General features: G+C 45.2%; 21 protein-coding genes and 1 pseudogene. 5 read left to right on the forward strand and 17 right to left on the reverse strand.

Features of this window, described 5'->3' with window-relative positions; all coding sequences use genetic code 11:
* From QZL69_RS11635 to QZL69_RS11650, 4 genes and pseudogenes are all read right to left on the reverse strand, one after another.
* Nucleotides 1-490, reverse strand: a pseudogene (locus QZL69_RS11635) (quinate/shikimate dehydrogenase); the annotation flags it as partial.
* A 150-nt stretch (nucleotides 491-640) separates the two neighbouring features.
* Nucleotides 641-1,531 carry a quinate/shikimate dehydrogenase gene (locus tag QZL69_RS11640; protein ID WP_334290851.1) on the reverse strand — a complete coding sequence of 297 codons (891 nt, stop codon included), beginning with the start codon at nucleotides 1,529-1,531 and terminating at the stop codon, nucleotides 641-643.
* A 47-nt stretch (nucleotides 1,532-1,578) separates the two neighbouring features.
* Nucleotides 1,579-3,600, reverse strand: coding sequence for an oxidoreductase (locus QZL69_RS11645; RefSeq protein ID WP_022215378.1), 2,022 nt, complete (start codon nucleotides 3,598-3,600; stop codon nucleotides 1,579-1,581).
* A gap of 87 nt (nucleotides 3,601-3,687) precedes the next feature.
* Nucleotides 3,688-4,626, reverse strand: a complete 939-nt coding sequence (locus QZL69_RS11650) for a LysR family transcriptional regulator (protein WP_022215379.1) — start codon at nucleotides 4,624-4,626, stop codon at nucleotides 3,688-3,690.
* 439 nt (nucleotides 4,627-5,065) lie between these two features.
* Here QZL69_RS11650 and QZL69_RS11655 point away from each other — a divergent pair, with 439 nt between their 5' ends.
* The 5 genes from QZL69_RS11655 to QZL69_RS11675 all read left to right on the forward strand — a co-directional run bounded on the left by QZL69_RS11655 (nucleotide 5,066) and on the right by QZL69_RS11675 (nucleotide 10,212).
* A complete protein-coding gene (locus tag QZL69_RS11655) occupies nucleotides 5,066-6,280 on the forward strand; it encodes an MFS transporter (protein WP_022215380.1) in 1,215 nt (404 codons plus the stop codon).
* 48 nt (nucleotides 6,281-6,328) lie between these two features.
* Nucleotides 6,329-7,090, forward strand: coding sequence for a type I 3-dehydroquinate dehydratase (gene aroD, locus QZL69_RS11660; protein ID WP_022215381.1), 762 nt, complete (start codon nucleotides 6,329-6,331; stop codon nucleotides 7,088-7,090).
* A gap of 146 nt (nucleotides 7,091-7,236) precedes the next feature.
* Nucleotides 7,237-7,863, forward strand: a complete 627-nt coding sequence (locus QZL69_RS11665) for a TRAP transporter small permease (RefSeq protein WP_022215382.1) — start codon at nucleotides 7,237-7,239, stop codon at nucleotides 7,861-7,863.
* Complete coding sequence (locus tag QZL69_RS11670) at nucleotides 7,863-9,152, forward strand: TRAP transporter large permease (protein WP_022215383.1); 1,290 nt, start codon at nucleotides 7,863-7,865, stop codon at nucleotides 9,150-9,152. Before QZL69_RS11665 ends, QZL69_RS11670 begins: the two co-directional genes overlap by 1 nt.
* A gap of 10 nt (nucleotides 9,153-9,162) precedes the next feature.
* Nucleotides 9,163-10,212 carry a TRAP transporter substrate-binding protein gene (locus QZL69_RS11675; protein WP_022215384.1) on the forward strand — a complete coding sequence of 350 codons (1,050 nt, stop codon included), beginning with the start codon at nucleotides 9,163-9,165 and terminating at the stop codon, nucleotides 10,210-10,212.
* 97 nt (nucleotides 10,213-10,309) lie between these two features.
* Here QZL69_RS11675 and QZL69_RS11680 read toward each other — a convergent pair whose 3' ends face one another.
* The 13 genes from QZL69_RS11680 to QZL69_RS11740 form a co-directional block, all read right to left on the reverse strand.
* Nucleotides 10,310-11,374 carry a substrate-binding domain-containing protein gene (locus QZL69_RS11680; protein ID WP_022215385.1) on the reverse strand — a complete coding sequence of 355 codons (1,065 nt, stop codon included), beginning with the start codon at nucleotides 11,372-11,374 and terminating at the stop codon, nucleotides 10,310-10,312.
* Nucleotides 11,371-12,966, reverse strand: a complete 1,596-nt coding sequence (locus QZL69_RS11685; RefSeq protein ID WP_022215386.1) for a response regulator — start codon at nucleotides 12,964-12,966, stop codon at nucleotides 11,371-11,373. Before QZL69_RS11685 ends, QZL69_RS11680 begins: the two co-directional genes overlap by 4 nt.
* A 28-nt stretch (nucleotides 12,967-12,994) precedes the next feature.
* On the reverse strand, nucleotides 12,995-14,494 hold the full coding sequence (locus QZL69_RS11690; protein WP_022215387.1) for a sensor histidine kinase: 1,500 nt from the start codon (nucleotides 14,492-14,494) through the stop codon (nucleotides 12,995-12,997).
* A complete protein-coding gene (locus QZL69_RS11695) occupies nucleotides 14,491-15,504 on the reverse strand; it encodes a substrate-binding domain-containing protein (RefSeq protein ID WP_022215388.1) in 1,014 nt (337 codons plus the stop codon). Before QZL69_RS11695 ends, QZL69_RS11690 begins: the two co-directional genes overlap by 4 nt.
* Before the next feature lie 113 nt (nucleotides 15,505-15,617).
* Entirely contained in the window at nucleotides 15,618-16,775 is a 1,158-nt protein-coding gene (locus QZL69_RS11700) for an ABC transporter permease subunit (RefSeq protein WP_022215389.1), read from the reverse strand.
* Nucleotides 16,776-16,818: 43 nt separating this feature from the next.
* Nucleotides 16,819-18,360 carry a sugar ABC transporter ATP-binding protein gene (locus QZL69_RS11705; RefSeq protein ID WP_291519518.1) on the reverse strand — a complete coding sequence of 514 codons (1,542 nt, stop codon included), beginning with the start codon at nucleotides 18,358-18,360 and terminating at the stop codon, nucleotides 16,819-16,821.
* A 96-nt stretch (nucleotides 18,361-18,456) separates the two neighbouring features.
* Complete coding sequence (locus QZL69_RS11710; protein WP_022215391.1) at nucleotides 18,457-19,587, reverse strand: substrate-binding domain-containing protein; 1,131 nt, start codon at nucleotides 19,585-19,587, stop codon at nucleotides 18,457-18,459.
* 229 nt (nucleotides 19,588-19,816) lie between these two features.
* Complete coding sequence (locus QZL69_RS11715; RefSeq protein ID WP_022215392.1) at nucleotides 19,817-20,608, reverse strand: shikimate kinase; 792 nt, start codon at nucleotides 20,606-20,608, stop codon at nucleotides 19,817-19,819.
* Nucleotides 20,609-20,748: 140 nt separating this feature from the next.
* Nucleotides 20,749-23,064 (reverse strand): ABC transporter permease, encoded by a 2,316-nt coding sequence (locus QZL69_RS11720; RefSeq protein WP_022215393.1) that lies wholly within the window; start codon nucleotides 23,062-23,064, stop codon nucleotides 20,749-20,751.
* Nucleotides 23,065-23,076: 12 nt separating this feature from the next.
* Nucleotides 23,077-23,775 carry an ABC transporter ATP-binding protein gene (locus QZL69_RS11725; protein WP_022215394.1) on the reverse strand — a complete coding sequence of 233 codons (699 nt, stop codon included), beginning with the start codon at nucleotides 23,773-23,775 and terminating at the stop codon, nucleotides 23,077-23,079.
* Between the two features lie 251 nt (nucleotides 23,776-24,026).
* Nucleotides 24,027-24,635 (reverse strand): hypothetical protein, encoded by a 609-nt coding sequence (locus QZL69_RS11730; RefSeq protein WP_022215395.1) that lies wholly within the window; start codon nucleotides 24,633-24,635, stop codon nucleotides 24,027-24,029.
* Between the two features lie 59 nt (nucleotides 24,636-24,694).
* Nucleotides 24,695-25,717 (reverse strand): LCP family protein, encoded by a 1,023-nt coding sequence (locus QZL69_RS11735; RefSeq protein ID WP_291519522.1) that lies wholly within the window; start codon nucleotides 25,715-25,717, stop codon nucleotides 24,695-24,697.
* On the reverse strand, nucleotides 25,714-25,940 hold a 227-nt coding region (locus QZL69_RS11740), incomplete at its 5' end, for a hypothetical protein (RefSeq protein ID WP_291519524.1). The genes QZL69_RS11740 and QZL69_RS11735, both read right to left, overlap by 4 nt.

Consider the following 25,940-nt stretch of genomic DNA (forward strand, 5'->3'; position numbering starts at 1 on the left):
CGAAGAAGTTGTCTCTCACGTTAAATACATTGATCTCTGCTACGCCATCCAGTGCAGCCTGTACCAGAATCGCTGTAGCTGCTCCGCCGGCACCGAGAAGAGTCATTTTCTTGCCGATGATATCTACACCGTTCTCAGCAACTGCTCTCATAAATCCAACACCGTCTGTTGTGTAAGCAGTCAGCACGCCGTTATCATTAACGATCGTATTGCATGCTCCTGAAATCTCAGATGCAGGAGATACTTTATCTGCAAGTTTGCACATGATATTCTTGCCCGGCATGGTAATGTTCCAGCCTCTTGCGCCCATGGTACGAAGCCCCTGAACTGCTTCCGGCATCTTATCTTCCGGTACATCAAATGCAAGATATGTATAATCCAGCCCCAGCTGATCGCATGCTTCATTGTGCATTTCCGGAGAAACACTGTGTGCGACCGGGCTTCCAAGTAAACATAATAATCCGGTGTGTCCTGTGATATGTTTTGACATAATCCATATTCCTTTCCGCGTATCAAAATTTGGCGATTTCGCTCACCTGTATATAGCTCTCATTATACACACTTTAAAGTGATAAAGCAAGTAGAACATTTAAAAAAGCCACAGACGAAGTTTCGTCCCCATGGCTTTCCTGGTTTCTATTTAGATTCCAAGTTTTTCTTTCATGTAATCTACCGGAGTATCTTTTCCAGTGTAAAGTTTGATGGCGATGAGTGCCTGGAACAGCATCATGCTCATACCATTGTAAACTTTTTCGCATCCTGCTTCTTTTGCCTGTTTCATCATAACAGTTTCGCGTGGTGCGTAAACTGTGTCAGTTACGATCAGATCTTTCTTGAAGAAAGAAGTGTCCGGGATGTTGGAAAGGTCTTCCAGTGGGTGCATTCCTACACCTGTTGCATCGCAGAACAGATCTGCTGCATGCATTTTTTCTTTGAGGAGGTCATGATCTGCAAGGTCATTCATTGTAGCTTTGCAGTTTGTGTTCTTGTTGATCAGGTCAACGATCTCTTCTCCACGGCTGTAGAATTTATCTTTGATGTTGAAGATCTCGATCTCTGCGATTCCGTCAAGAGCTCCGCGTACTGCGATTGCTGTAGCAGCTCCGCCGGTTCCGATCAGAACCATCTTCATTCCTTTGAAATCAATGCCTTCTTCTTTGAGTCCCTGCCAGTATCCCATACCGTCAGTGTTGTAGCCTTTGAGTTTTCCTGTAACCTGTCCGTTTTCGTCACGCATGTTTACAACTGTGTTGATAGCACCGCATAATTTGGCAGCTTCATCAACTTCGTCCAGATATTTGTGAACAACAGTTTTGTTCGGCATGGAGATGTTGGATCCAAGCATTTTGAGAGCACGGATACTCTGAACAGCGTCTTTGAGGGAATCGTTGTCTACTTCAAATGCAAGCTGGATAACGTCATCGCCGTTTTTGTCGTATGCGAGGTTATGAGTTGTCGGAGACTGTGTGTGACGGATCGGGTAAGCCATTAATCCTACTAATTCTGTATGTCCTGTTACGTTTGGCATGATTTTTTCCTCTTTTCTTTTTAATAAAAACTTTGCTCCCTTGGTATCATTTATTCAAGTGGTTCCAGATGCAGGAATTCCTGAGACTCCAGTACGTTCAGTACTGCACGGCCTTCCATGGTACCTTCCATGATACGGCGGGCACGAACGGAATCACCGATGGTGTATACATAAGTATCTGTATCATTGAAAGCTTCTTCAAGTTCCGGAAGTACCGGGTTGTTGGAACGCATTCCAAGGCAGTTGAAGCCGAGGTCGAATTCCATATCCTTGATCTGTCCGTCCGGAAGTTTTACTGTGAATGCATTTTCCTTCACTTCCTGAAGTGCTGTGTTTACATATTCCTTAACACCATATTTGTCGTGAGTCTCACGCATGGAACATTTGGTGATCGGGTCTGCAAGCATACCGATCTGAGGAAGCATATCGATGATCGTACACTCTGCTCCGCGAGGTGCAAAATATTCGATAACGTCAAGTCCAACGGATCCACCGCCGACTACAACGACCTTTTTGCCCTTACATGCTTCATCCGGATATTTGCCGGCGTTCAGGTTGTTGATCATATCAAAGATCGTAGCCACGTTTCCGGCCTCGATGTTTTCTTTGAGACCTTTGATCGGCGGGACAAGCGGTACAGAACCTGTTGCGTTTACAACGATGTCCGGTTTGAACTGTTTTACTTTGTCAACAGTTGCTTCTGTGTTCAGGAAAACATAAAGATTCTTCAGTCTGGCTGCACGGGCTTCCAGATATTTCGGGAAATCTTTCATACGGGTCTTGCTCGGAAGATCTGAGATGAATGTGGAGAGACCTCCAAGGTGATCCTTCTTCTCCAGAACGAATACGTTACATCCTACTTCTGCTGCTGTACATGCAGCTTCCAGACCTGCTGTACCACCACCAACAACTACAACATTGCAGTTCTTGTTGACTTTGAGTGCTTTATAGATATCGCCTTCCGGTACAGCCGGGTTGACTGTACAACGGATCGGACGGTTAACACCGATACGGTTTCCGGCACATCCAACATTACATGAGATACATTTACGAAGAAGATCTTCCTCGCCATTCTCAACTTTCTTAACCCAGTTTGGCTCTGCGATAAGGCCACGTCCCATTCCGACGATATCTACATCGCCGCTCTCGAGAACTTTCTCGACGATCTTAGGATCACGGTAGTTACCTGCATTGATAACCGGTTTCTTGAATTTGTCCTTTACGGCTCTTGCCATGTAGGATCTCCATCCATCCGGAAGGTAGTTGGAGTCGATCTGATACTGAAGAGATGGGTTCAGGGCACAGGAAACATCGTACATATCTACGAACTCATCGAGATATTCCAGATATTCCAGAGTGTCTTCCAGAGTGTTTCCACCCGGTACTCTCTCTTCTGCGGAGATACGAACAATGATCGGGAACCAAGGTCCTACGTTCTTACGAACTTCTTCGAGTACCATACGCGGGAAACGAAGACGGTTCTCTACGGAACCTCCGAACTCGTCTGTTCTCTTATTATAGTAAGGGGAGATGAACTGGCTCATCAGATAAGAATGTCCGCAGTGGATCTCGATCGCATCGAAACCGATCGCCTGGACACGCTTTGCAGCCTCTCCATATTTCTTAACAGTTGTAAGGATTTCTTCCTTTGTCATCGGACGCGGAACTTCTCCGCCGGTCTTTGTCGGGATATTGGAAGAAGAAACGGTCTCCATTCCGGTTCTTGCAGAAGAGGCTGAAGCTCCGGCGTGGTTTACCTGGATCGCTACTGTAGCACCATTCTTATGAAGGTTTTCTACGAGCTGATAATAACGCGGCATAAAGCTGTCGTGGTCGATACGGATCTGGCTGGTGCCGTTGGATCCTACCGGATACTCAATGTTGGCATTTTCCAGAATGATTAAACCTGTGCCGCCTTTTGCGCGGAGTGAGTAATAATTCATGTGACGGTTACTCATCTCACCGCTTGTCTCACCATAGTTTGTTCCCATCGGGGTCATTGCGATACGGTTCTTGATAGTAGTTCTTTTGATTGTTATAGGTTCAAAAATCTTTGGGTATTCACTCTTCATGAAATAATCTCCTTATTCATTTAACATCATATTCATAATGTGAGTGGCCATCCTTTGTTTGTGACACCTTTATCATAACTCTTTGTATTAAAAATTAACAATATCTTTCAGATAAATTTTTGATACGTTTTCGGTATCATTTGCATCATCTGCCTGCTGTTCCTTCATATATTTGATAAAACGCTCCACTGCCGGCAGACGATATCTGTCTTTCATCCAGAACATAAAAACCTGGCGGTAGATCTCGAGCCCCATGATCTTGTGGATCTTGATGCCGTCTGCATTCAGAAGTATATCCGTCTGCGGCATCAGTGCGATACCAAAATTCTCCCTTACCAGAGATACTATAGAATATTCATCCGGACATTCCACGATCGTATTCGGATTTACCTGATATTTCCTGTACAGATACTTGGCATAAGTTCCCATCCAGGATGCACTCTCATAGCCGATCACCGGGTAATGGTCCAGTTCCACCAGCGGAACTTCCTGCATCTCTGAAAGGGGATGTTCCTTCGGCGTGATGATCACCAGCTCCTGTGCGCTGAGCGGAAAAAACTCCATATCATCCATCTTGAGATAACCGCCGAAACCAACGTCCAGCTCGCCTGTACGAACCTTCTCGGCAATTGCCGGTGTATGATTCTGCCAGAAATTAAAGACTACGTTCTTATTTTCTTCCTGGTTCAGAAATTTCCTTACTTTATGAGGAATATAATGCCCCGCAAGCGGAAAAATATAACCGATATCGATCTTTCCGCCATCTGAAGAAAGTTCCTGCATTTTCCCCACTGCCACGTCACAGTCTCCTGCAATCCTGTCTGCATGTTCCAGAAAAAGCTTGCCCGCTTTTGTAAGTGTTACGCCCCTGCCTTTTTTTTCAAATAAAGCAACTCCCAGCTCGCTCTCGAGGGCTGCCATGGAACGGCTCAGAGACGGCTGCGAAATATACAGTTCTTCTGCTGCCTGATGATAATTTTCCAGCCGTGCGACCTTCTGAAAATACAAGATCTGATTCAGTGTCATGATTGATTCCTCCTATATAAATATATTCCCCAATATCCTGTCCCGGATTTCTACTTTCATTAATCATTATAATTTTGTGTTACTGTTCACTCCGTTCACAGTAACTTGGTCAAAATGCATTTCAAATCACCTTCGGTGATGGCATTTTGCCCCGTATGTCTCGGGTTTTTGCCATATTCATGTCAAAACACCTCGCGGGATATTTCCTATACGCAATAATTATTTTGTTCCTAGTATATCACATTAATGCATTCAATGCATTGGTTTTTCGCTTTAAAAGCATTAGACTACACGAATTGTACCTGTTAAAATACAGATAAATGTTATTTTTTTAACAGGCTTTTGATAAAAGCATCTCATTAAAAAAAGGCATTCATTGTTTGTGACAGAACAAAACACAAGTAAAAAAACAAATGTTTCACAGGAAAAGGAGAGAACCATGAACAAAAAGTACCTGCCAAGTGCATTGATCCTGTACTTGAACTATTTTATCCACGGTGTTGGATGTTCTATCTTAGGACAGGCAGTTATTAAGGAAGCTCTGGCAACCGCATGGGGTGTGGAAGCCATGGCAATCACCGCAATTTCAGCAGCATTAGGTCTTGGACGACTGATCGCCCTTCCTTTTGCAGGCCCGCTTTCAGACAAATTAGGACGCCGTATTTCCACAGCGATTGGAAGTGCTTCCTATGCGATCTATCTGGTCGGTCTGGCACTCGCATTTAATGCCGGAACAAACGGCGGATACACAATCGCTTATGTATGCGCGATCGTCGGCGGTATCGCAAACTCATTCCTTGATACAGGTATCTACCCGGCAGTTTCCGAGATCATCTACAAAGCTCCTGGCGTTGCTACAATGGGAATCAAATTCTTCATCGCTATCGCTCAGATGATGCTTCCATTCGTACTCGGTGCAACCGTAGCTACTACTGCTGCAGGACTTACTTCCTACAACCGTTTATTCTTCGGATGTGGAATCATCTACCTTGTACTTTTTGTACTGGTATTCCTGTTCCCGCTTCCGGATGCAGACCAGAAAGCAGCCGGCAAGAAAGAAGGACTTATCGACAGCCTGAAACATACTCATTTCTCACTTGAATCCATAGCTATGATCCTGATCGGATTCACCTGCACAGGTACTTTCCAGTTATGGCTGAACTGTGCACAGAACTTTGCAAAAGAAAACGTAGGCTGGGCTGACCCGTCTATCATGCAGACCTATTACTCAGCAGGAACCCTGATCGCACTTGTTGTAACAGCACTGCTCACAAGAAAGATCAAAGACGTTCGTTTTATCGTGATCTACCCGGTTATCTGCCTTGCAACTCTGATCGTTGTACTTATGGGACAGAGCCAGACACTTATGATCGCCGGTGCATTCATCATCGGATGGGCAGGCGCAGGCGGACTTCTGCAGATTGCAACTTCCGTATGCAACATGCTCTTCCCTAAAATCAAGGGAACTGTAACCGCGCTCGTTATGATCGCATCTTCCCTCTGCAACTACACGATCCTGACAGCAGCATCCAAAATGCAGCCATCTCAGGTTATGACAATGAACATCGTTCTTACAGCAGTCGGTGTTGTACTTGGACTGTATGTAAACATCCGTTACAAAAAAATGGTTGCACTTGCTGAAGCAGAGAACTAAAATGAAAACCAAGGGTGAAAAGCCAACTAAATAGAAAGGACCCAAATCATGAATACAGTAAAAATCCGTGATATCGAGATCGGCGCAGGCGCACCGAAGATTATCGTTCCTATCGTTGGTGTTACAAAAGAAGACATCATCGAAGAAGCAAAAACCTTTGATTCTATTCCGGTTGATGTTGTTGAATGGCGTGTAGACTGGTTTGAAGGCGTTTTTGATTTTGCAAAAGTAGAAGATGTACTCAAGGATCTTCGTGCAGCACTTGGAAACATCCCGCTTCTTATGACATTCCGTACTTCCAAAGAAGGCGGCGAGAAAGCGATCGAGCCGGAAGCTTATGCAGAACTCAACATCAAAGCAGCTCAGACCGGATATGTAGATCTGATCGACGTAGAGATCTTCACAGGTGATGAGATTGTTAAGAAGATCATCGACGGTGCTCACGCAGCAGGCGTTAAGGTTATCGCTTCCAACCACGACTTCTTCAAGACTCCTGCAAAAGCAGATATCATCTATCGTCTCCGCAAGATGCAGGACATGAACGCAGACATTCCGAAAATTGCAGTTATGCCACAGAACAAGAAAGACGTTCTCACACTTCTGGCTGCAACAGAGGAAATGGCTACAGACTATGCAGACAGACCGATCATCACAATGTCCATGGCAGGCACCGGCGTTATCAGCCGTCTCTGCGGTGAAGTATTTGGTTCTTCCATGACTTTTGGTGCAGCAAAGAAAGCATCCGCACCGGGACAGATGGGAGTAAACGATCTGAACACAGTCCTTGGACTTCTTCATAACGCTATGTAATATAGCCAAATCGCATTATATAATATTTACTTCTTGAAAACGCCGGTATTTTTATTTACAATAGAAATACCGGTGTTTTATAACTGTAAAGCATTAAACAGTTATTGTGGAAAAGCATCTATATTTACTTTTAAGGGAGGTCATCCATGAAAAAAACACTTCACTGGCTGGACGAAAACCTCGAAGAATTTATTCTGGTCATTTTTCTGATCGCCATGACACTGATCATGGGTATTCAGGTATTATGCCGATACGTTCTTGGAATGTCCCTGTCCTGGTCTGAGGAACTCACCAGATACCTGTTTATCTGGTGCGGCTTTTTGAGCGTCAGCTACTGCAGCAAGAAATGCCTGTCGATCAAGATCGAACAGTTTGTTGCAATTTTCCCACGCAGAGGCAAGGCGATCTTCAAGGTTGTGAACCACACCTTCGAACTCATCTTCTTTATCTACATGATCCCGTTTGCCTGGTCCTATATGATGTCTTCTGTGCACAGCGGACAGCTTTCCCCGGCCTGCGGCATCCCGATGTATTACATTCAGGCGGCTCCGTTCGTATCTTTCATCCTGGTCGCATTCCGCGTCCTGCAGCGCTGGATCATCGAGTTCCGCGTAGCAAGAGGTGAAAATGTCTTTGACCCGGCTCACCCGGAGCGCAACACACCAGAGTCCTTCATCCAGGCAAATGCAGAATCTCCTGCTGAACAGGCCATCGGTGCAGGAATTGACAACCGTATCAACACCATCAAGAATTCAAATGAGGAGGAACACTAATGCCAGTCGTTGTTTTATTTATCATTTTTGTTTTATTACTGGTCATCGCTGTTCCGGTATCGATCACACTGGGAATTACATCTGTTCTTCCTTCCATCTGTGATCCTTCCTTTACGGTAGGTGCCAAATATCTGATCCGTGCGATGTTCGGCGGTCTGGATTCTTTTCCGCTGCTCGCCGTCCCAATGTTCGTATTGTCCGGTATCATCATGGCAAAAGGCGGCATCTCCAAGAAATTATTCGATGTTTTCGCTTACTTTCTTGGTAAATTCACAGCAGGAATGCCGTGTGCCGTTATCGTAACCTGCCTTTTCTACGGTGCGATCTCCGGATCTGCTCCGGCTACTGTTGCAGCCGTAGGAAGTATGACCATCCCGATCCTTACCAATCTGGGATATGACCTGACATTTTCCACTGCAATCGTTGCCGTTGCCGGAGGCCTGGGGGTTATCATCCCTCCGAGTATCCCGTTCATCATGTACGGTATGGCATCCGGTGCTTCCGTCAGCGACCTGTTCCTTGCCGGAATCGTCCCTGGCCTCATGATCGGAGCCCTGCTCATGATCTATGCGATCTATCACTGCAAACGCTACGGCGAGGACAAAGCCAAGATCCATGCCGAAGTTCAGGAGCTTCATGACAAAGGACTTCTGAAAGTGCTCAAAGAAAGCTTCTTCGCTCTCTTGAGCCCGGTCATCATCCTTGGATGTATCTACAGCGGTGTCGCTTCTCCGACAGAAGCCGCTGTTATCTCTGTATTTTATGCACTGATCATCAGCCTTTTTGTATACAAGAGCATCCATATCCGCGATATCTGGGGAATCCTGGTGGAAGCGATCCGTACTTTCACCCCAATCCTCTTCATCCTGGCTGCTTCCACTGCATTCTCCAGAGTCCTGACTCTGATGCAGGTTCCACAGACAGTCAGTGAATTTATCCTGAACAACTTCCACAGCCCGGTTGCGATCCTGCTGATCATCAACCTGTTCCTCCTGATTGTCGGAATGGTTATGGATACCACACCGGCAATCCTGATCCTTACACCGATTCTGCTCCCTATCGTGCAGGCGATCGGTATGGACCCGATCCAGTTTGGTGTGATCATGGTTGTAAACCTTGCCATCGGATTTGTTACTCCTCCAATTGGAGTCAATCTGTTCGTTGCAAGTTCCCTTACCGATGTTCCAGTCATGGCAATCGCCAAAAAAGCCATGCCAATGATCGTATTCTTCCTGATCGCCCTTCTTCTGATCACTTTTATTCCGGCGATCTCAATTGGAATCTTATAGGAGGAGAAAGATGAAAAAATTTACTACTTATAATTCAGACAAAAAAATCCGTCGTATCCTCCGTACAGTCCCGGTACTGGTTGCAGCTGGAATCCTGAGCGTTGCCCTTACCGGCTGCGGCTCTTCCGATGAAGAAGTACAGCGTTATTCCTGGCCGCTGGCAACCGCCAGCCCGGAGGATACCGTAACACAGATCTTCGCCGAGAAGTTTGCAGAAGAAGTCTCAGACTTAAGCAACGGCAAAATGAAGATTCAGGTTTACGCAAACTCCACCCTCGGCGGTGACCGTGACCTTCTGGAGACCTGTGCAGACGGCGACATTCCGTTTGTCGTTCAGAATACTGCACCTCAGGTTTCCTTCATGAGCGACCTTGCTGTATTTGACCTTCCGTGCGTATTCGATTCTCTGGATGACTGCCGTAAAAAGATCGACGATCCACAGTTCAACAGCCTGATCAGCGACGTCTATACCGAAGGCGGCTATCATCTTCTTGGTATGGCAGACCAGGGCTTCCGTGTTATGAGTACAAACAAACCGGTCAACAGCCTTGCAGACTTTAAAGGCCAGAAGATCCGTACCATGGAAAACAGCTACCATCTTGCTTTCTGGAAAGCGCTTGGTGCAAACCCAACCCCGATGAGTTTCAGCGAAGTGTACATCGGCCTGCAGCAGCACACCATCGATGCACAGGAAAACCCATACGAGGTCATCGTTTCCAACAATCTCTATGAACAGCAGGATTATGTTGTAGAAACCAACCATCTTCCGCATCTGATCTCCCTGATCGTCAATGACGATTTCTTCAAGGATCTTCCGGAGGATGAACAGGAGATCATGACAGAGGCTGCCCAGCTTGCCACAGAATACGCAAGAGAACAGTCCGATGCCAGAATCGCAGACAAAGTCGCCGTGATCGAGGACAGCGGAACACAGATCATCAAACTTTCTGATGAGACACGCAAAGAGATCCGCGAGGCTTCTCAGGGCGTTTACGATTCCATCAGGGAAAAGATCAATCCCGATATCTATAATTCCTATATGGAAGGGATCGAGCAGTAACTTTCTGCCGGTCATCTAAATCAAAGCCTTCAAAAAGGAACCCCGCACAGCCTGTTCCAAAGCGCTGTACGAGGTTCCTTTTCTTATTACATCTCTTTTATTCTTTTACATTCAGATATACATCTTCTTTTGAATGGAATCCTCCATCCACGATGACTTCGTCCATGTTTTCTGCAGTCACTGCGATCGGTGTGATCTTGTAATATGGGATCTCGCCGGAACCGTCATCTGTGGTCTCTGTGACCGGGATCTCACAGTCTTTTGAGGTAATGTCTGTACCGTTTCCGAGTGCCACTGCGAGGATCGCCGCTGTGCTTGCCTCCTGCTCGATCGGTTTGTAGACTGTCATGGTCTGTGTCCCCTCTACAATCCGCTGGCAGGCTGCCAGATCTGCATCCTGCGCAACCAGTGCCACCTGTCCTGCGAGACGGTTTTCTGCCAGGACTTTGACTGCCTGGCTTGCCAGATCATCATTGCCGCACATCACGCCCACAATGTCGTCTGTCACCTCAAGGCCTTTGTTTACATGCGTTGCTGCCATCTCAGCGAGCCAGTTATCACAGTATCCTGTATAGACGATCTTGAGTTTGCTTCCTTTCAGAGCCTTACGGAAACCAAGTTCTACCTCCTCTACATTTTTGTCCGTAGGAGAACCGTTGATCGCGAAGATATTTCCACCGTCCGGGCATGCCTCGACCAAAGCCTCTCCCATCAGGGTTCCTACCATCTCATTGTCGATCGTGATATAGAGGTCTGCATCCACATTTGCGATCATCCGGTCATAGCAGACTACTTTGATCCCCTTGTCCTTCGCTTCTTTTACCACATCATACAGAGCCTCTCCGTCGATCGGGATGATCACGATCACGTCCATTTCCTTCTGGATAAAGTATTCGATCTGTGAGATCTGTTCATCCACATCACCGCCTGCCACCTGGACATTTACTTCTGCCCCAAGCCCCTGTGCCGTAGATACGAACATATCCCGGTCGCGAAGCCATCTCTCGATCACAAAGGAATCAAAACTGAGTCCGATCTGGAGTTTCTTTTCTTCTGTTGTTTCTTTTTTTGTTGTCTCAATTTTCTGTGTTCCGCATCCTGTCACGCAAAGAACAAACATCAGGGCAGTTATAAGAAGAGCTATCCCTCTTTTCTTTTTCATTTTCCGTACCTCGTCTTGAATTCACTTGGAGTCATGTCTGTCTGCTTCTTAAAGATCCTGCTGAAATAATTCGGGTCTGTATAGCCGCTCTTTACGCCGGCTTCTTTGACGCTGACTTCCGGCTGTTTCAGGAATTCTTTCGCTTTTTCTATTCGGATCCTGGTGAGATATTCAATGAAGTTCTCGCCCGTTTCCTCCTTGAAGATCTTGCTGAAATAATAAGGGCTGATATTTACCTGACCGGAAACTTCATCCAGTGAAATGTCCTTGCTGAAATTTTCCTGGATGTAGAGCATTGCCTTTTTGACAGCGGAATTCGACTGTTCCTCTTTCTGATCACGGATGGAACGACAGATGTTGACCATCTTATCCAGAAACCAGCTTCTGAGTTCTTCGTAACCGCTGCATGCCATCGCTACATCCAGATAATCCCGCCTGTAGCTGAATCCATAGTTGACAGCACCTGCCTCAAAAGCGATCTTTTCGCCCCAGATAATGTATTCCAGAACCTTCAGACGGATGTTGTTCATATCCTCCGCGTAATGTTCCAGCATCCAGTCAAAGAACGTATTCAGCTCCTGTACACATTTCTTTTCGTCCCCATCACCAAGATAACGGAAGATCCGTTTCTCCATATCAACAGGAAACTCCTCATCATAAACACCGTTCTGCGAAAGGTCCTCGATATGGATCACTCTGCTCTTGCTTCCGTTCAGCGCGCGGAGTGCTTCACGGTAAGAGCGCTCCAATTCCCGCATAGGCCTGATCCTGCCAAGCCCGATACGAAATCTGGCATCGATCCTGTTTTCCAGCCTTGACACAAGATTTCTCGCCTGTTCCACGAGGTCGATCCTTTCTTCATATGGATTCTCAGGCAGGCTGCACGGCACGATCACCGGAATACGGTTTGACATCACCGATCCCACTGCACAGGAAAAAGAGGATTTCACCACATCCCTCAGCTCATCATAAAAACTCTGTGCTTTCACATTCATTCCGACAGGGCTTATCAGCCTACCATTTTCATACGACTGGCCAAACTGGATGACCATGACATAGCCCTGTTTTTCCTCGATATCCAGAAGCTGCCGGTAGTAGTCTGCTGTCTGTTCCTCCTGCTGGAACAAAAGGCTTCCTACAAAGCTGTTTTCCACAACAGGGATGACCGTTTCCAGTTTTTCCTGGATCTTCAACAGGTTGCTTCTCTGATTTCTCTTCTTATCCACCTTCTCGATGGCTTCTTCCACCGCGGAGATGATCTTTGCCTTGGAGATCGGCTTTGTCAGATAACGCTCCACGCCAAGATCGATCGCCTCTTTTGCATAATCAAACTTGTCATAAGCAGATACTACATAAAAAAGTGCTGTCGTATTGAATTTTCGTATTTCCCGCATTGCCTGGATCCCGTTGATTCCCGGCATATGAATGTCCATAAAGACAATGTCCGGATGAAAAGTTTCTGCTTTTTCTGTCACTGCTCTTCCTGTCTTGGCAGTTTCTGTGATACAGCTGTCCCCAAATGTACTGGATATCACACTTTTGAAAGCTTCCAGCATAATTCCCTCGTCATCTGCTACCAATATACGATACATTGTTTTGTTTCCCCTCCACTTTCTTATGCTACTCCAGTTCCTCTTTTTCCATCGGAATGACAATATGAACTTTCGTTCCGGTTCCAGGTCCGTCACTCTCGATCGTCATAAGTCCTTCCTGTTTGTAATACAGCTTCAGTCTTTCTATGACATTATGTACCGCGATTCCTGTAGAATAGCGGTTTTCTTCATCCTGCACTGCTCTTCCTTCCATAACCTTCGCGATCATTTCTTCCGTCATTCCCGCACCATTGTCGCTGACCGTGATATCGATCATATCCTGGTTTCTGTGGATAGACATCACAATGCGTCCCGTCTCCATGCAGTCATGGATTCCATGCTGGACGGCATTTTCTACCAGCGGCTGAAGGATCATGCTTGGAATGCGGATGTTTTCGATGTCTTCATCTATTTCCCGGATATATACAATATCTCCGGCAAAGCGCACATTCAGGATGTAGATATAATTATCTACCGCCTCGATCTCCTCCCAGAGCATCGCATCTTCTTCCATCTTGCGCACATTATACCGGAAAAAATCCGCCATTTTTTCCAGAAATATACCTGTCTTGTCCGCATCTCCCATCATCGCAAGCTGTGCACCTGCATTCAGGGAATTGAACAGAAAATGCGGATTGATCTGCGCCTGAAGGAACTTCAGCTGTGCTTCCTTAAGGTGTGCCTCCATCATAAGCTCTCGTTCCTTCATCTGCGCCTGCCGCTCCATGCTTTCCTTGAGCTGGTCGATGTTCTCGCGGATGCTCTCCAGCATCTGGTTAAAACTTCTCGTCACGACTCCAACTTCATCATCCATAACAATAGGAAGCTGCGGAACATCGAGATTTCCTTTTGCAACCTCATGTGCCGTATTGGAAAGAGCGGTCAGCGGGCGGATCATATTCCGCACCAGAAGGACCGTCACTGCAAGCCCAACCACATAGACGACGATCAGTACAATCAGGCAGAGTCTGTACAGCACATTCATCGATGACAGTAATAACTGATAATTTGCTGAGTTTGTCTTAAAGCGCAAATTATTTAATTTGTATATGTAAGTGTTGATATATTCATAGAGCTGATTTTCTGTTTCGTAGGAAGTCTTGTATTTCTCTACATTTCTTCCTCGCTTCGCCTGAACTGTCTCATTTGTCTGATCCAGATAACTCTCGGACATCCTGCGGATGTTTTTTTCGAGCATCTTTACTTCGCTGTCCATGTTTTTGTCGTTGAGATCTTCGATCAGATTTTTGTAATTCTGGTCATAACGGTAATAGTTTTCCAGTGTCTCGGTACTTTTTGTATTCAGGTATTCATAGACTGTGTTCTCAACAAGTTCCAGTGCTTCCGAAAGCTCATTCACATCGACATTGCTGGAAAAGACCGCATCGATCCTGGTAACGGCATTCTGGATCTGACTGAAAATAAAGAAATTGATCCCGAGTGCAAAGACAAGCACCATGAGCATGACTCCGCTCAGTCTGGTCTGTATGGAATTATTTACGGAAGGGGTGTCCTTTTTTTCTGTCATTTTTCGCCCTCCGTTCTGTACTCATCGGTGTTATCCTTTGTGATCACATGCTGATTTACACTGTAATATCCGTTGCTGTGCCCAAGAGATAAATACTCTTCCAATGCGTTGACGCTGTATTTTCCTACTTCATCCATATCCATCGCGATCGTGGAGGACAGGATTCCCTTGTCGATCGCATTCAGGATCACATCGGAATAATAGTAACCGATCACCTTGACATTTCCAACCTGGTTATAATCGACCAGGGCCTGATATACGCATTCCGTCACGACTTCATCCATGCATACCAGGACATCCGGCAGACTTTCCTCATTTACAAACATATCCCGGACAAATTCTTCCGTGTCAAAATCTGCACTGCTGTCCACACAGTACTCTGACAGATTGACAGACTGGTCTGTTTTTTTCCTGGATTCCAGTTCTTTTTTTACCTGGTAGTAAACGAGATTGGTCTCCTGTGTCTTGGAACTGGAAGTCGAAAGAAACAGGATCTGTGTAGTCCCTTTTTCATTCAGCATTCCTGCTATCTGGTCAGTATAAGCACTTCCCATCTCATAACTGTTCAGACCGACAAAGCTGATCCTGCGGCATGCAGAATCGTCTGTAAGGATCGTGACAACCGGGATTCCCTCGCGGGCAGCCTCTTCGATCAGTTTCTGCTCGACCTTGCTTCCGTCTGCTTCAAGAATGATCCCGTCAACGTGAGATGCGATCCCGATCCGCAGACAGTCTTCCTGTGTGTAATTCTTCATCTGTTCCGGTGAAAGAAGTTCGACGTAGGCATCGGCTTCTTTGGCAGTTTCGCTGGCGCTTTGGTAGATGGACTGCCACATCAGGGTATCTTTGTCATTGGAGATCATCAGATAGTGCTTCTGATAACTCGCTGCATATTCTCCTTCGCCCAGATCCACCTTATCCATGGATTTCTGAAAGTAGACCCAGATCCCTGACAGAAAAAAGATGCATCCTGCCAGTATGCAAAAAACTGTCAGTGTAAATTTTTTCATAATTCATCATAATTCCTTTGTATTTTTTCATATTGTAACACAATTATGACAGCATTGCAAAAGGAGCCATTGCTTTTGCACAATGACTCCTCTTGTTAATCTGATCAGATCGATCAGCCGTTCTTTCTGTTGGATAATACATCAAATACAACTGCGATAAGAAGTACGGCACCTTTTACTACGTACTGCCAGGAGTCACCGATACCCATGATGGACATACCCATGTTGATGACACCGAGGAGAAGAGCACCGATCACTACACCGCCTACAGTACCGCTGCCGCCGTATGCGGAAGCACCACCGATGAAACAGGAACCGATCGCATCCATCTCGAAGGATGTACCTGTACTACCGTTTACAGAACCTACACGTGCTGCACAAAGAAGACCTGCAAGACCTGCAAGAAGTCCCATGTTTGCATACGCGATGAAGTAAACTTTGTTTGTATCAATACCGGAAAGCTGTGTAGCTTTCTCGTTACCGCCGATTGCGTAGAAGTAACGTCCAAATGCTGTTCTGGATGTGATGAAGTTGTAGATCAGGCAGATTGCAACAACCCATACGAACATGATGGAGATACCTTTGTACTGGAACAGTTTGTAGCAGTACCAGAGGATAACTGCTGCGATGATGACTGCTTTGCTGTAATCAGAAAATGCTGTGTTCTGGCGATATCCTCTTTTTGCTTTGTTTGCTCTGGAACGAACTACGTTGAAGATCACATAAACTGCAACTACGATACCAACGATCAGTGCAGAATAGTTTGCTGTGTCGTCAAGTCCAGGAATGTTGATGTAGGATGTAAATACATTCAGGAAACCTTTGTCCTGGATAGAAACAGTCTTGTTGTCCAGGATCAGACGTCCAAATCCACGGAAGATGAACATACCTGCAAGTGTTGTGATAAATGGAGGAATACGTTTGTAACCGATCCAGTAACCCTGCCATACACCTACCAGAAGACCTACAACGAGGCAGATGATAATGGTAAGATATGGGTTCATTCCTTTGTTACCGATCATGACAGCTGCAAGACCACCGACCATACAGATAACAGCACCTACAGAAAGGTCGATGTTACCACCTGTCAGGATACATAACAACATACCACATGCAAGAACCAGAACGTAACCATTCTGAAGCATCAGGTTTGACATATTCTGTGCATACAGAAGTCTTCCATCTGTCAGGCCACAGAACAGGATAAATACAACTACCAGTGCAATGACCATTGTATATTTTCTTAAGAAATCTTTTACATTAAACTTCATTTTTTTACCCCTTTCCCGGTAGAATCGAATTCACGTTTCGACCTTATTTCTTATTCTGCTCCTGCATGATCGAAGCCATAATACGTTCCTGTGTTGCCTCTTCGGCACTGAGTTCGCCTGCCAGACGGCCCTCACTCATAACGTAGATACGGTCACACATACCAAGAAGCTCCGGCATTTCGGATGAGATCATGATAACTGATTTTCCATCTTCTACCATTTTGTTGATCAGGCAATAGATATCGTATTTTGCACCTACATCGATGCCTCGTGTCGGCTCATCCAGAATCAGGATATCCGGTTCTGTAAACATCCATTTGCCGAGAAGTGCTTTCTGCTGGTTACCACCGGAAAGGTTGCCGATCTTCTGCTCATTGGAAGGAGTCTTGGTTCCCATTTCCTTTGTCATCTCATCAGCCAGGTGCACTTCCAGATCTGTGTTGATCACGCCCTTTTCACAGACTTTGGAAAGTCGTGCAAGCGTTGTATTAAATCGAATAGATTCTCCGAGGATCACACCGTTTGTCTTACGGTCTTCTGTTACATAGGCAAGACCATGACGGATCGCATCACGCGGATTCTTGAGGTTTACTTTTTCTCCCTTGATATAGAGTTCACCACTGATGTTGCTTCCGTAGCTCTTTCCGAATACGGACATTGCAAACTCAGTACGTCCTGCACCCTGCAGTCCGGAGAAACCAATAACCTCGCCTTTATGTACTTTACAGGAAATATTGTTATCTACGACTTTTTCCGGATAAAGCGGATGATGTACGGTCCAGTTCTTTACTTCCAGCATGACATCTTTGCTGACGTTATGCTTTCTGGCCGGATAACGGTCATCCATAGAACGGCCAACCATACCTTTGATGATACGGTCTTCGCTTAAGTCATCTACGCCTTTTGTCAGTGTTTCGATCGTTGTACCATCTCGGATGATCGTACAGCGGTCTGCACAATAGATGATCTCATTCAGTTTATGTGTGATGATGATAGAGGTAAGACCGTTTTTCTTGAATTCCATCAGAAGATCCAGAAGCATCTTGGCATCTTCATCATTCAGAGAAGAGGTAGGCTCATCCAGGATCAGAAGTTTAACCTTCTTGGAAAATGCCTTGGCGATCTCTACCAGCTGCTGTTTACCTGTTCCGATATCTTTGATCAGCGTCTGTGCAGATTCATGGAGTCCAACCTGAGCCATGTGTTTTTCTGCTTCACTGTATGTTTTGTCCCAGTCAATGCTACCTCTTTTATTCTTAATCTCGTTTCCGAGAAACATATTCTCTCCGATAGAAAGCAACGGAATCAGTGCAAGTTCCTGATGAATAATGACGATACCTTTCGCTTCACTGTCGTTCAGGTTTTTAAACTTACATTCCTCGCCTTCATAGGTAACGGTACCTGTATAACTTCCATATGGATACTGACCACTTAATACGTTCATCAGTGTGGATTTTCCCGCACCGTTTTCACCGATCAGCGCGTGAATCTCTCCTCGCTGGACCTCAAGATTTACATTGTCCAGAGCTTTGACACCGGGGAACTCCTTCGTAATGTGATCCATTACTAAAATATTGTCTGCCAAAATGGCGCCCCCTTTCCAAAAAGCAGGCGGGGCATTCACCCCGCCCATTTAATTCAAGTTTATATATTTACTGGTTGCTCACTGCCTGCGAAAGTATCAGCCTGCTGGATGAAGGTATCCGTCATCGTCCTGTGTGTAGTATCCTGTGTCAACAAGTTCTTCTTTCATGTTGTCTTTGGTTACAACTGTAGGAACAAGCAGGAAGGATGGGCATTTGTTTCCATCAGATGTTTCATAGGATTCTGTATCATATGCACAATCGAAATCCCAGCCAGAGTTTGTGATCAGAGATTCATCAATTGTGTCACCTTTCAGCATTGCTTCTGCAAGGTCAAGTGTTACGACTGCTTCGTTTGCAACTGCTTTGTAAACGGTCATGGACTGTTTTCCGTCAACGATGTTTGCAAGGTTTGCTTCGTCACCGTCCTGTCCTGTGATCAGAACGTCATTTTTGCCTGCATAGTCAGACTCAATCGCCTGTGTAACACCAAGTGCTGTAGAGTCATTGGAGCAAAGAGCTACATCAAGCTGTGTTCCGTCTGCATAGTAGGAAGCGAGGATGTTCTGCATTCTTTCGAGAGCTGTCTGTGTATCCCACTGAGCTGTTGCAACAGAGTCGAAATCTGTCTGTCCGGAAACTACGTTTAATGTTCCTGCATCCAGATAAGGTTTCAGAGTATCGTAAGCACCGTTGAAGAAGTATCCAGCATTGTTATCTGCCGGGTCACCTGCTGTGAACTCGATGTTGTAAGTTTTGTCACCTGCATTGTCAAGATCCAGAGTATCGATTACGTACTGTCCCTGAAGAGTACCTACTGTGTAGTTATCGAAGGAAATATAGTAGGAAACTGCATCGGATTTGATCAGACGGTCATAAGAAATAACCGGGATTCCAGCATCTTTAGCTTCATCCATAACTGTGTTAAGTGCTTCACCATCGATAGCTGCAACTACCAGAAGGTCAACTCCATCGGAGATCAGGTTCTGGATATCATTTACCTGACGGTCTGTTTCGTTGTCGGAGTATGTCAGCTCTACATCATAGCCAGCTGCTTTGAACTGTTCTTCCAGATAAGAACCATCTCTGTTCCAACGCTCCAGAGACTGTGTCGGCATGGAAATTCCGATCTTTCCGCCGCCTGCTGCATCATCAGAAGCAAATGCAGGAACTGCACAGGATGTGATTGCCATTGCTGCTGCCATCGCTAAAACTAATTTTTTCTTCATAAGAAACCTCCCATTTTTTATTCGTTCTTATTAGCTATTTCGTATAGCTTTTTGATGAGATTATAATACCATATGGATATATTAAACAAAATGGACTGTTTTTTGATGCACCTTTCAATTTTTGCGAAAAAAATATCCAGATGGGACTCATCTGGATATTTTAGTAAAATCTTTATAAATGATAGTAAAATTATGCTATTGACAGGGAGTTGTATGCTATTTTGCTGCCTTATTTACTCTCTGCATCCAGGGCGCGGAGGCTGTGTACGAGTTCTTCGCAGATCTCCAGCTTGTCCTTGCCATCTGTCTCGATCACGATGTCAGAAGCAGCTTCGTATTTCTCGCGGCGTTTCTCCATCAGGTCTGCGATGAAATTAACGTTTTTGTTGCCCTCAAGGAGCGGTCTGTCGTGATTGTCCTTGACACGTTTCAGGATTGTCTCCGGTTTTGCGGTAAGGAGAACGACACGTCCGTTCTTCTTCATCTCAACAACGTTGCGCTCTCTCATCGGAACACCACCGCCGCAGGAGATGACAACGTTTTTCCTGGACTGCATCTCGATCAGCAGTTCTGTCTCCAGATTGCGGAAGTATTCTTCTCCATAGGTCTCGAAGATATCGGAGATGGACATTCCCTCTCTCTCCGCGATGATCTGATCCATCTCAACAACTTCCATGGCAAAAACTGTCCGGAGAAAATCAGAGATTGTAGATTTGCCGGCTCCCATGAAACCGATCAGCACGATATTGTAATCAAACAGTTTACGTGCCTGGATCTTCTTGCTGTTTCTGGTGATCTCCTCAAATACTGCGTCTACTTCGTTCTTATGACGCTTGCCTTCCATTCTTCTGGCAAGCCATTCCTTCTGTTTTGCCTCCTGCTCCGGCTGGAGGATCGGGATATCGTTGGCTTCCTTGTAAACCATGATATCCTCTACAATTCTGTTACGCATGAGCAGTGCATCCAGAAGGATCTCGTCACACTGTCCCAGGCTCTCTCTAAGTACATCTAACTGGCTCATATCGTTTCCTCTTTTCCGTTCACCTCTGTTATCTATTCTATATTCTGCAAAATGGAATTCTTTTCCGTGAACAATTTCGTCCTTTTATTATAACAGCTATTTAACGCTTTAACAATATGAAGTGCGAATTTTATTCCAGTTTATTCTGCATTTTTGAGAGCTTCGCCCATAGGAACTTTGCGGATCCTTCTGTATTCCAGCAGCGCAACGATACCATAGGTCACAAATCCTGCTGCAAACATCTGCACATAGATCATCGGGTCGATCCATAAGGCAATCCAGCCGGAAATACTCTGCAGCATCATTTCCCTAAACAGGACTTCCATCACGGTCGCCTCGATCGGCAGACTGATGAGAAGGCACAGGATGACTACGATTGATGTGGACATGATGTACAGCCTGCTGATCTCTCCGTTCGTGTAACCAAGGATTTTTGTCATGGAGATGGACTGTGCGTTTTTTTCGATGATGATCTTGGACAGGAGATAGATCAGGATCATATAGATTGCGATCGCAAAGCCGTTGACCAGCCCCATCATGCTTCCCATTGATACATTCAGCTGTCTGGAAATCTTTGTCAATGCATCCAGATCTATCACGGAACCAATGTAGCTGCTGTCGATATCCGTAATCTCTGAGTTGCTGAAATAGCCACTGAAATAATCATCTCCCAGATCAAACATCTGATTCAGTTCATCCTGCGGCATAAAGATACAGAGACCTCCATTGTAATCATAGATCCCGCCGATTCCGAATGTATACTCATCATCTTCATATTTTTCTTTGAGGGTGATCGTGTCTCCCGGCTTCAGCAAAAACTTATCTGCATATGCCTGTGAGATATAAACTCCATCCGAAAAATCCGCATCGATATACTTACTGTCATCATGAATACCATAAAGAGACACTTCTTCGCTCTTATATTTACCCGGAAGCGTATTCAGTGAATAGGCACTGAATTCTTCCGCATCTTCATTATCCGTTTCCGTATCACGTGAAAAAAGAAGCATATCCAGCATACTTTCCAGTTTATTGCTGCCTCCCATCACACTGACCGGCACGGACAACATATACTGGTATTTTGCCAGCATATTGTTCTGGATCTCCATCTGATAATGATCCAGTGCGGACGGAAGCAGAAGCCCGAACATCAGAAGCAGGTTTGCAAAAACGATTCCCACAAAAAGCACCAGATAGTTGCTGATATTCTGGAAAATCACACGCAGACGGAATCTGTGGAAGATCTTGAGTTTCGGGCTTAAATAAAGGGCTCTTTTCTGTTTTCTGGTGGACAGATCCCTTCGAAGGAATTTGAGCGGGGAAAGCTTCAGCTTATGATGCAGGATTGCATAGTTGACCACAAACATGATCACCACAGGAACCACAGTTGTCAGAAGAAACGCTTCTGCATTCCAGATCGTCACATAAGTCGGAAGGCTGTAGCTTCCATAATACATACCGGCGCAGACATCTTTGAACGCCGTATATCCCAGAATATTTCCGATCAGTGCACCGATGAGTGTCACAATGACAGGCAGTGTCATATAATGCTGGGCCAGCTCGCCTCTGGTATAACCGGATGCCCGGAGTGTTCCGATGACACCGGCCTCTTTGGCGATCGTATTGCTGGTTGTGATGCCAAATACAAATGCCATGATCACAATGATGATATACAGAAGCATGACCATCATTGCCTTATCGCTTCCCATATCGTCACCGGTAAAAATGATCGCCTGATTCTGATACTGTGGAACAAAATTTTCCAGTGTGACTACTTTTCCCATTGCCTTCATCAGATCTTCGGAAACATCTTTTTCCTCAATCTCGCTCTGTGGCTTTTCATTGTAAGTCCAGGCATAGTTATACTGGAGTTTGTCCTGATCGAGAGTGTCAAACTCTTCCTCCGTTACCAGACCAACGCCAAATTTTACCGCATCAAACATTGTGTCGCTGTTGTTCTGAAACAGGCAGCTGTAATCGGAAAGTGCAACGAGCCCTGTGACCGTCCAGGATTTTGTTCCATCCTCCAGCGTATCTCCGATCTTCAGGTCATTGTTATCCGCATACATACGGTCGATTGCGATCTCGCCTGTTTTTTCTGCCAGCTTGCCGTCCATCAGGCAGACTTTGTTGACATCTGTACGGTTCTTGAAGAAACGCATCGTACTGCCATTGGTGAGAGTATCTTCTATATAATAGTTCTCATAGACTTTGACGCCTTTTTCTTCGATCGCTTCGCGCTGTCCACGGTACAGCCGCTCTCCGGTGCGGAAGTTTCCATCTTCGATGTTGTATTTTTCAAATCCCTCATTGTATGCCTGGATCATACTGCCATCTGCAACCAGGAAACCGGATACCATTCCGATCGTCGTAACCATCAGGATAAACACGACCAGATATTTGCCGAATTCCCCTTTGAGTTCACGGGGGATCCTTTTTCTCAGAGGATTTTTCATGATACCGCCTCCTTACCAGTCAAGATCCATTGCCGGGATCTTATGTTCATTCTGATAATTCTTACGTATCATGCCATCACGCAGTTTAACTACACGGTCTGCCATATCCTTGATCGCATCGTTGTGCGTTACCATGATGACGGTATTGCCGTATTTCTGATTAACAGTCTCGATCAGTTTCAGGATCTCCTTGGAAGTATTGTAATCCAGTGCTCCTGTAGGCTCATCACAGAGCAGGATATCCGGATTCTTTACGATGGCACGTCCAATCGCAGTTCTCTGCTGCTGTCCGCCGGAAAGCTGGTTCGGAAGTTTCCTCTGGTGCTCATAGAGTCCAAGTGTATGCAGAAGCTCGTCCACATCCAGTGCCCGGTCACTCAAATATGCCCCAACTTCGATATTTTCACGGACAGTCAGATTCGGTATCAGATTATACATCTGAAAGATGTATCCCAGATGCTTCCGCCTGTACTGGGAAAGTTTCTTTTCTTTCATATCTGCCAGTTTCTCACCTTCAATGGAAATGCTTCCTGCATCTACGCTCTCGATCCCGCCAATGATATTCAGAAGCGTGGATTTGCCGGAACCGGATGGACCCAGAAGCACACAAAATTCTCCTTTTTCAATATCCAGATCCAGACCCTTGAGGACATCTACCCTGCTGTCCCCGGAGCCAAATGATTTCCTGATATCCCTTATTTCCAAAAACATAATAGTCTCCTTTTCATACTCTGTTATAGTGGTATAACACTGTTACTATTATGTTAGTTTAAACTATCCAGGTTGTCAACTTGTGGAGTTTATTATGAAAAACTTTCTCAATAGTGCTGAATTCAGGCAACTTTTGCACCACCAGTTCTTCTTTTGAGATATGTAATACAAAAAATAATCCCCTCAGACAACCGATTACGGTCATCCAAGGGGATTGAATTCACTTCATTAATATGAAACCTCTGAACTAATTATTTAGCTGCCGGAGCATCAGAGATGATGGAGAACAGAGAAATGTCTTCCAGAGTGATTGTAACTGTGTGGTTCTCTAAATCGATATCTTCTGCCGGAATCTCAACGATTTCCCAGAGTCCTGTTTTTGCATTGTAAGCCAGAACTTTGAGTCCTGTTAAGTCTTTTGTAAGGTTCTGAACAGTAAGAGTTACTTTGTATTTACCATCCTCTGTTTTTTCGATAGTTACATCAGAGTTCTCATCTTCTGTCAGGGAGTAGAATGCTGTTACGAATTCTGTTCCTTCAAGTTTTTCAGCGATCTCTAAGAGATTTTCTTTCTGATCTTCTGTCAGATTAGCGTTTGCAGTTGTTTCTTCTTTTGCTGCTGCGATGAAATCTTTCATTACATCTGTGCCTTTGTTTACATCAACAACTGCGCCCGGAAGAACTGTGTAAGTTTTGGAAATTTCCTGGTAAATAGGTGTAGTTGTATCTACAACTGCAACTTTGTAACCGTCTGCTTTACCAGTCTTGTCGATACTTCCTGCTGCCATTGCAGTAACTGCAGAAGTAACTACTACTGCTGCTGCAACAACACATGCCATGATACGTTTTTTGAGCTTCATCTTTCATCTCTCCTTTGGGATTTTTATTTAGATAATAGTACTTACGTGCTAACTATCTCTTACAACTTATTATAAAACATAGAAAGAACCAGTTTGTAAAGTGCATCATCATCTACATGATACTCGTCATAATATTCCCCTTCTACGCCCTCACCAGGAACAGTCTGTGTTTCCAGTGTACTGTTTCCTGCTGCATTCAGGAGTTTGACAAACACATCATTTCCCATATTTGTTACGGTATAAGGCTGGATATCATTCAGCATATTACCCACAAAAGAGGAATCTGTCTGTGTCTTCTCCTGAAGTTTCGGGATCAGAGCCTTCAGATAGGTCTTCTGCCGCTGCTGGCGAACCAGTGCACTCTGACTCTTGCACGAATCTCGATAACGCAAAAATTCTTCTACATTATCGCCATTGATAACTACGGTTGCTCCTTCTTTGAAATAAGGATCGTATTCTTCCAGACTGTCATCCGGTACAACGATCTCCACATCACCTACAAGCTTCCCAATCTCGGAGATACCGCTGATGTTCATAGAATAATATCCCTGAATCGGAAGGCCATGAAGAAGATTCGAAACTGCTGTTTTCATCAGTTCACAGCTTTCTTCCTTACCATCTCCATAGGCATACTGCAAGTTAATATGGTTGTCCGTCATTCCCAGACTTATTCCTGACGGGTTAAAAACCTCAATCTCTGTAATTGTGTCACGTGGAATGGAAAGTACCTGCACCTGCTCAGTCGCCCGATCCAGAGATACTAAATAAATAGAATCTGCCTGTCCGGCATCCAACTGACTCTCCATCTCACTGACTTCTTCTGTTGAATCAATTCCCATAAATAGGTAATTGCTCAGATGATCATTGTAACGGTACGTCGCTCCTTCATACTCAACAGTACTCTGGTCTGATGAACTGACCGTTTCCCCCTGACTGGCACCTGTACTGGTCTTCACAACTCCCTGTGTCTGCTTCCACAGAAAATATCCAACACACAATGCTGCCACCAGAATAATCACAATGACAACAATCACAATCCTTGCTCTACTCTGTCTCTGAGATCTTCTTCTCTTAGTCTTCATTTCTTTTCACTGTCCCCGGACGCTGTATTACTCTTATCAGCATTCTGTGTCTCACTGTCCTTGGACTCTGAAGATTTGTCTGTATCAGAAGTCTTGTCTTCCTCTGAAGTCTTATCAGTATCCGAAGATTTCGCTTTATTTGTCGCTGCTTCCTGCTTCTGTTTGGAAGTATCAGCAGTTCCTGTGCTGTCTTCTTCACCTGCTTCTTCTTTGAGTTCAGACG

Origin of the sequence: Blautia sp. CAG:237 (assembly GCF_000436615.1) — a bacterium.
Taxonomy (GTDB): Bacteria; Bacillota; Clostridia; order Lachnospirales; family Lachnospiraceae; genus Blautia_A; species Blautia_A intestinihominis.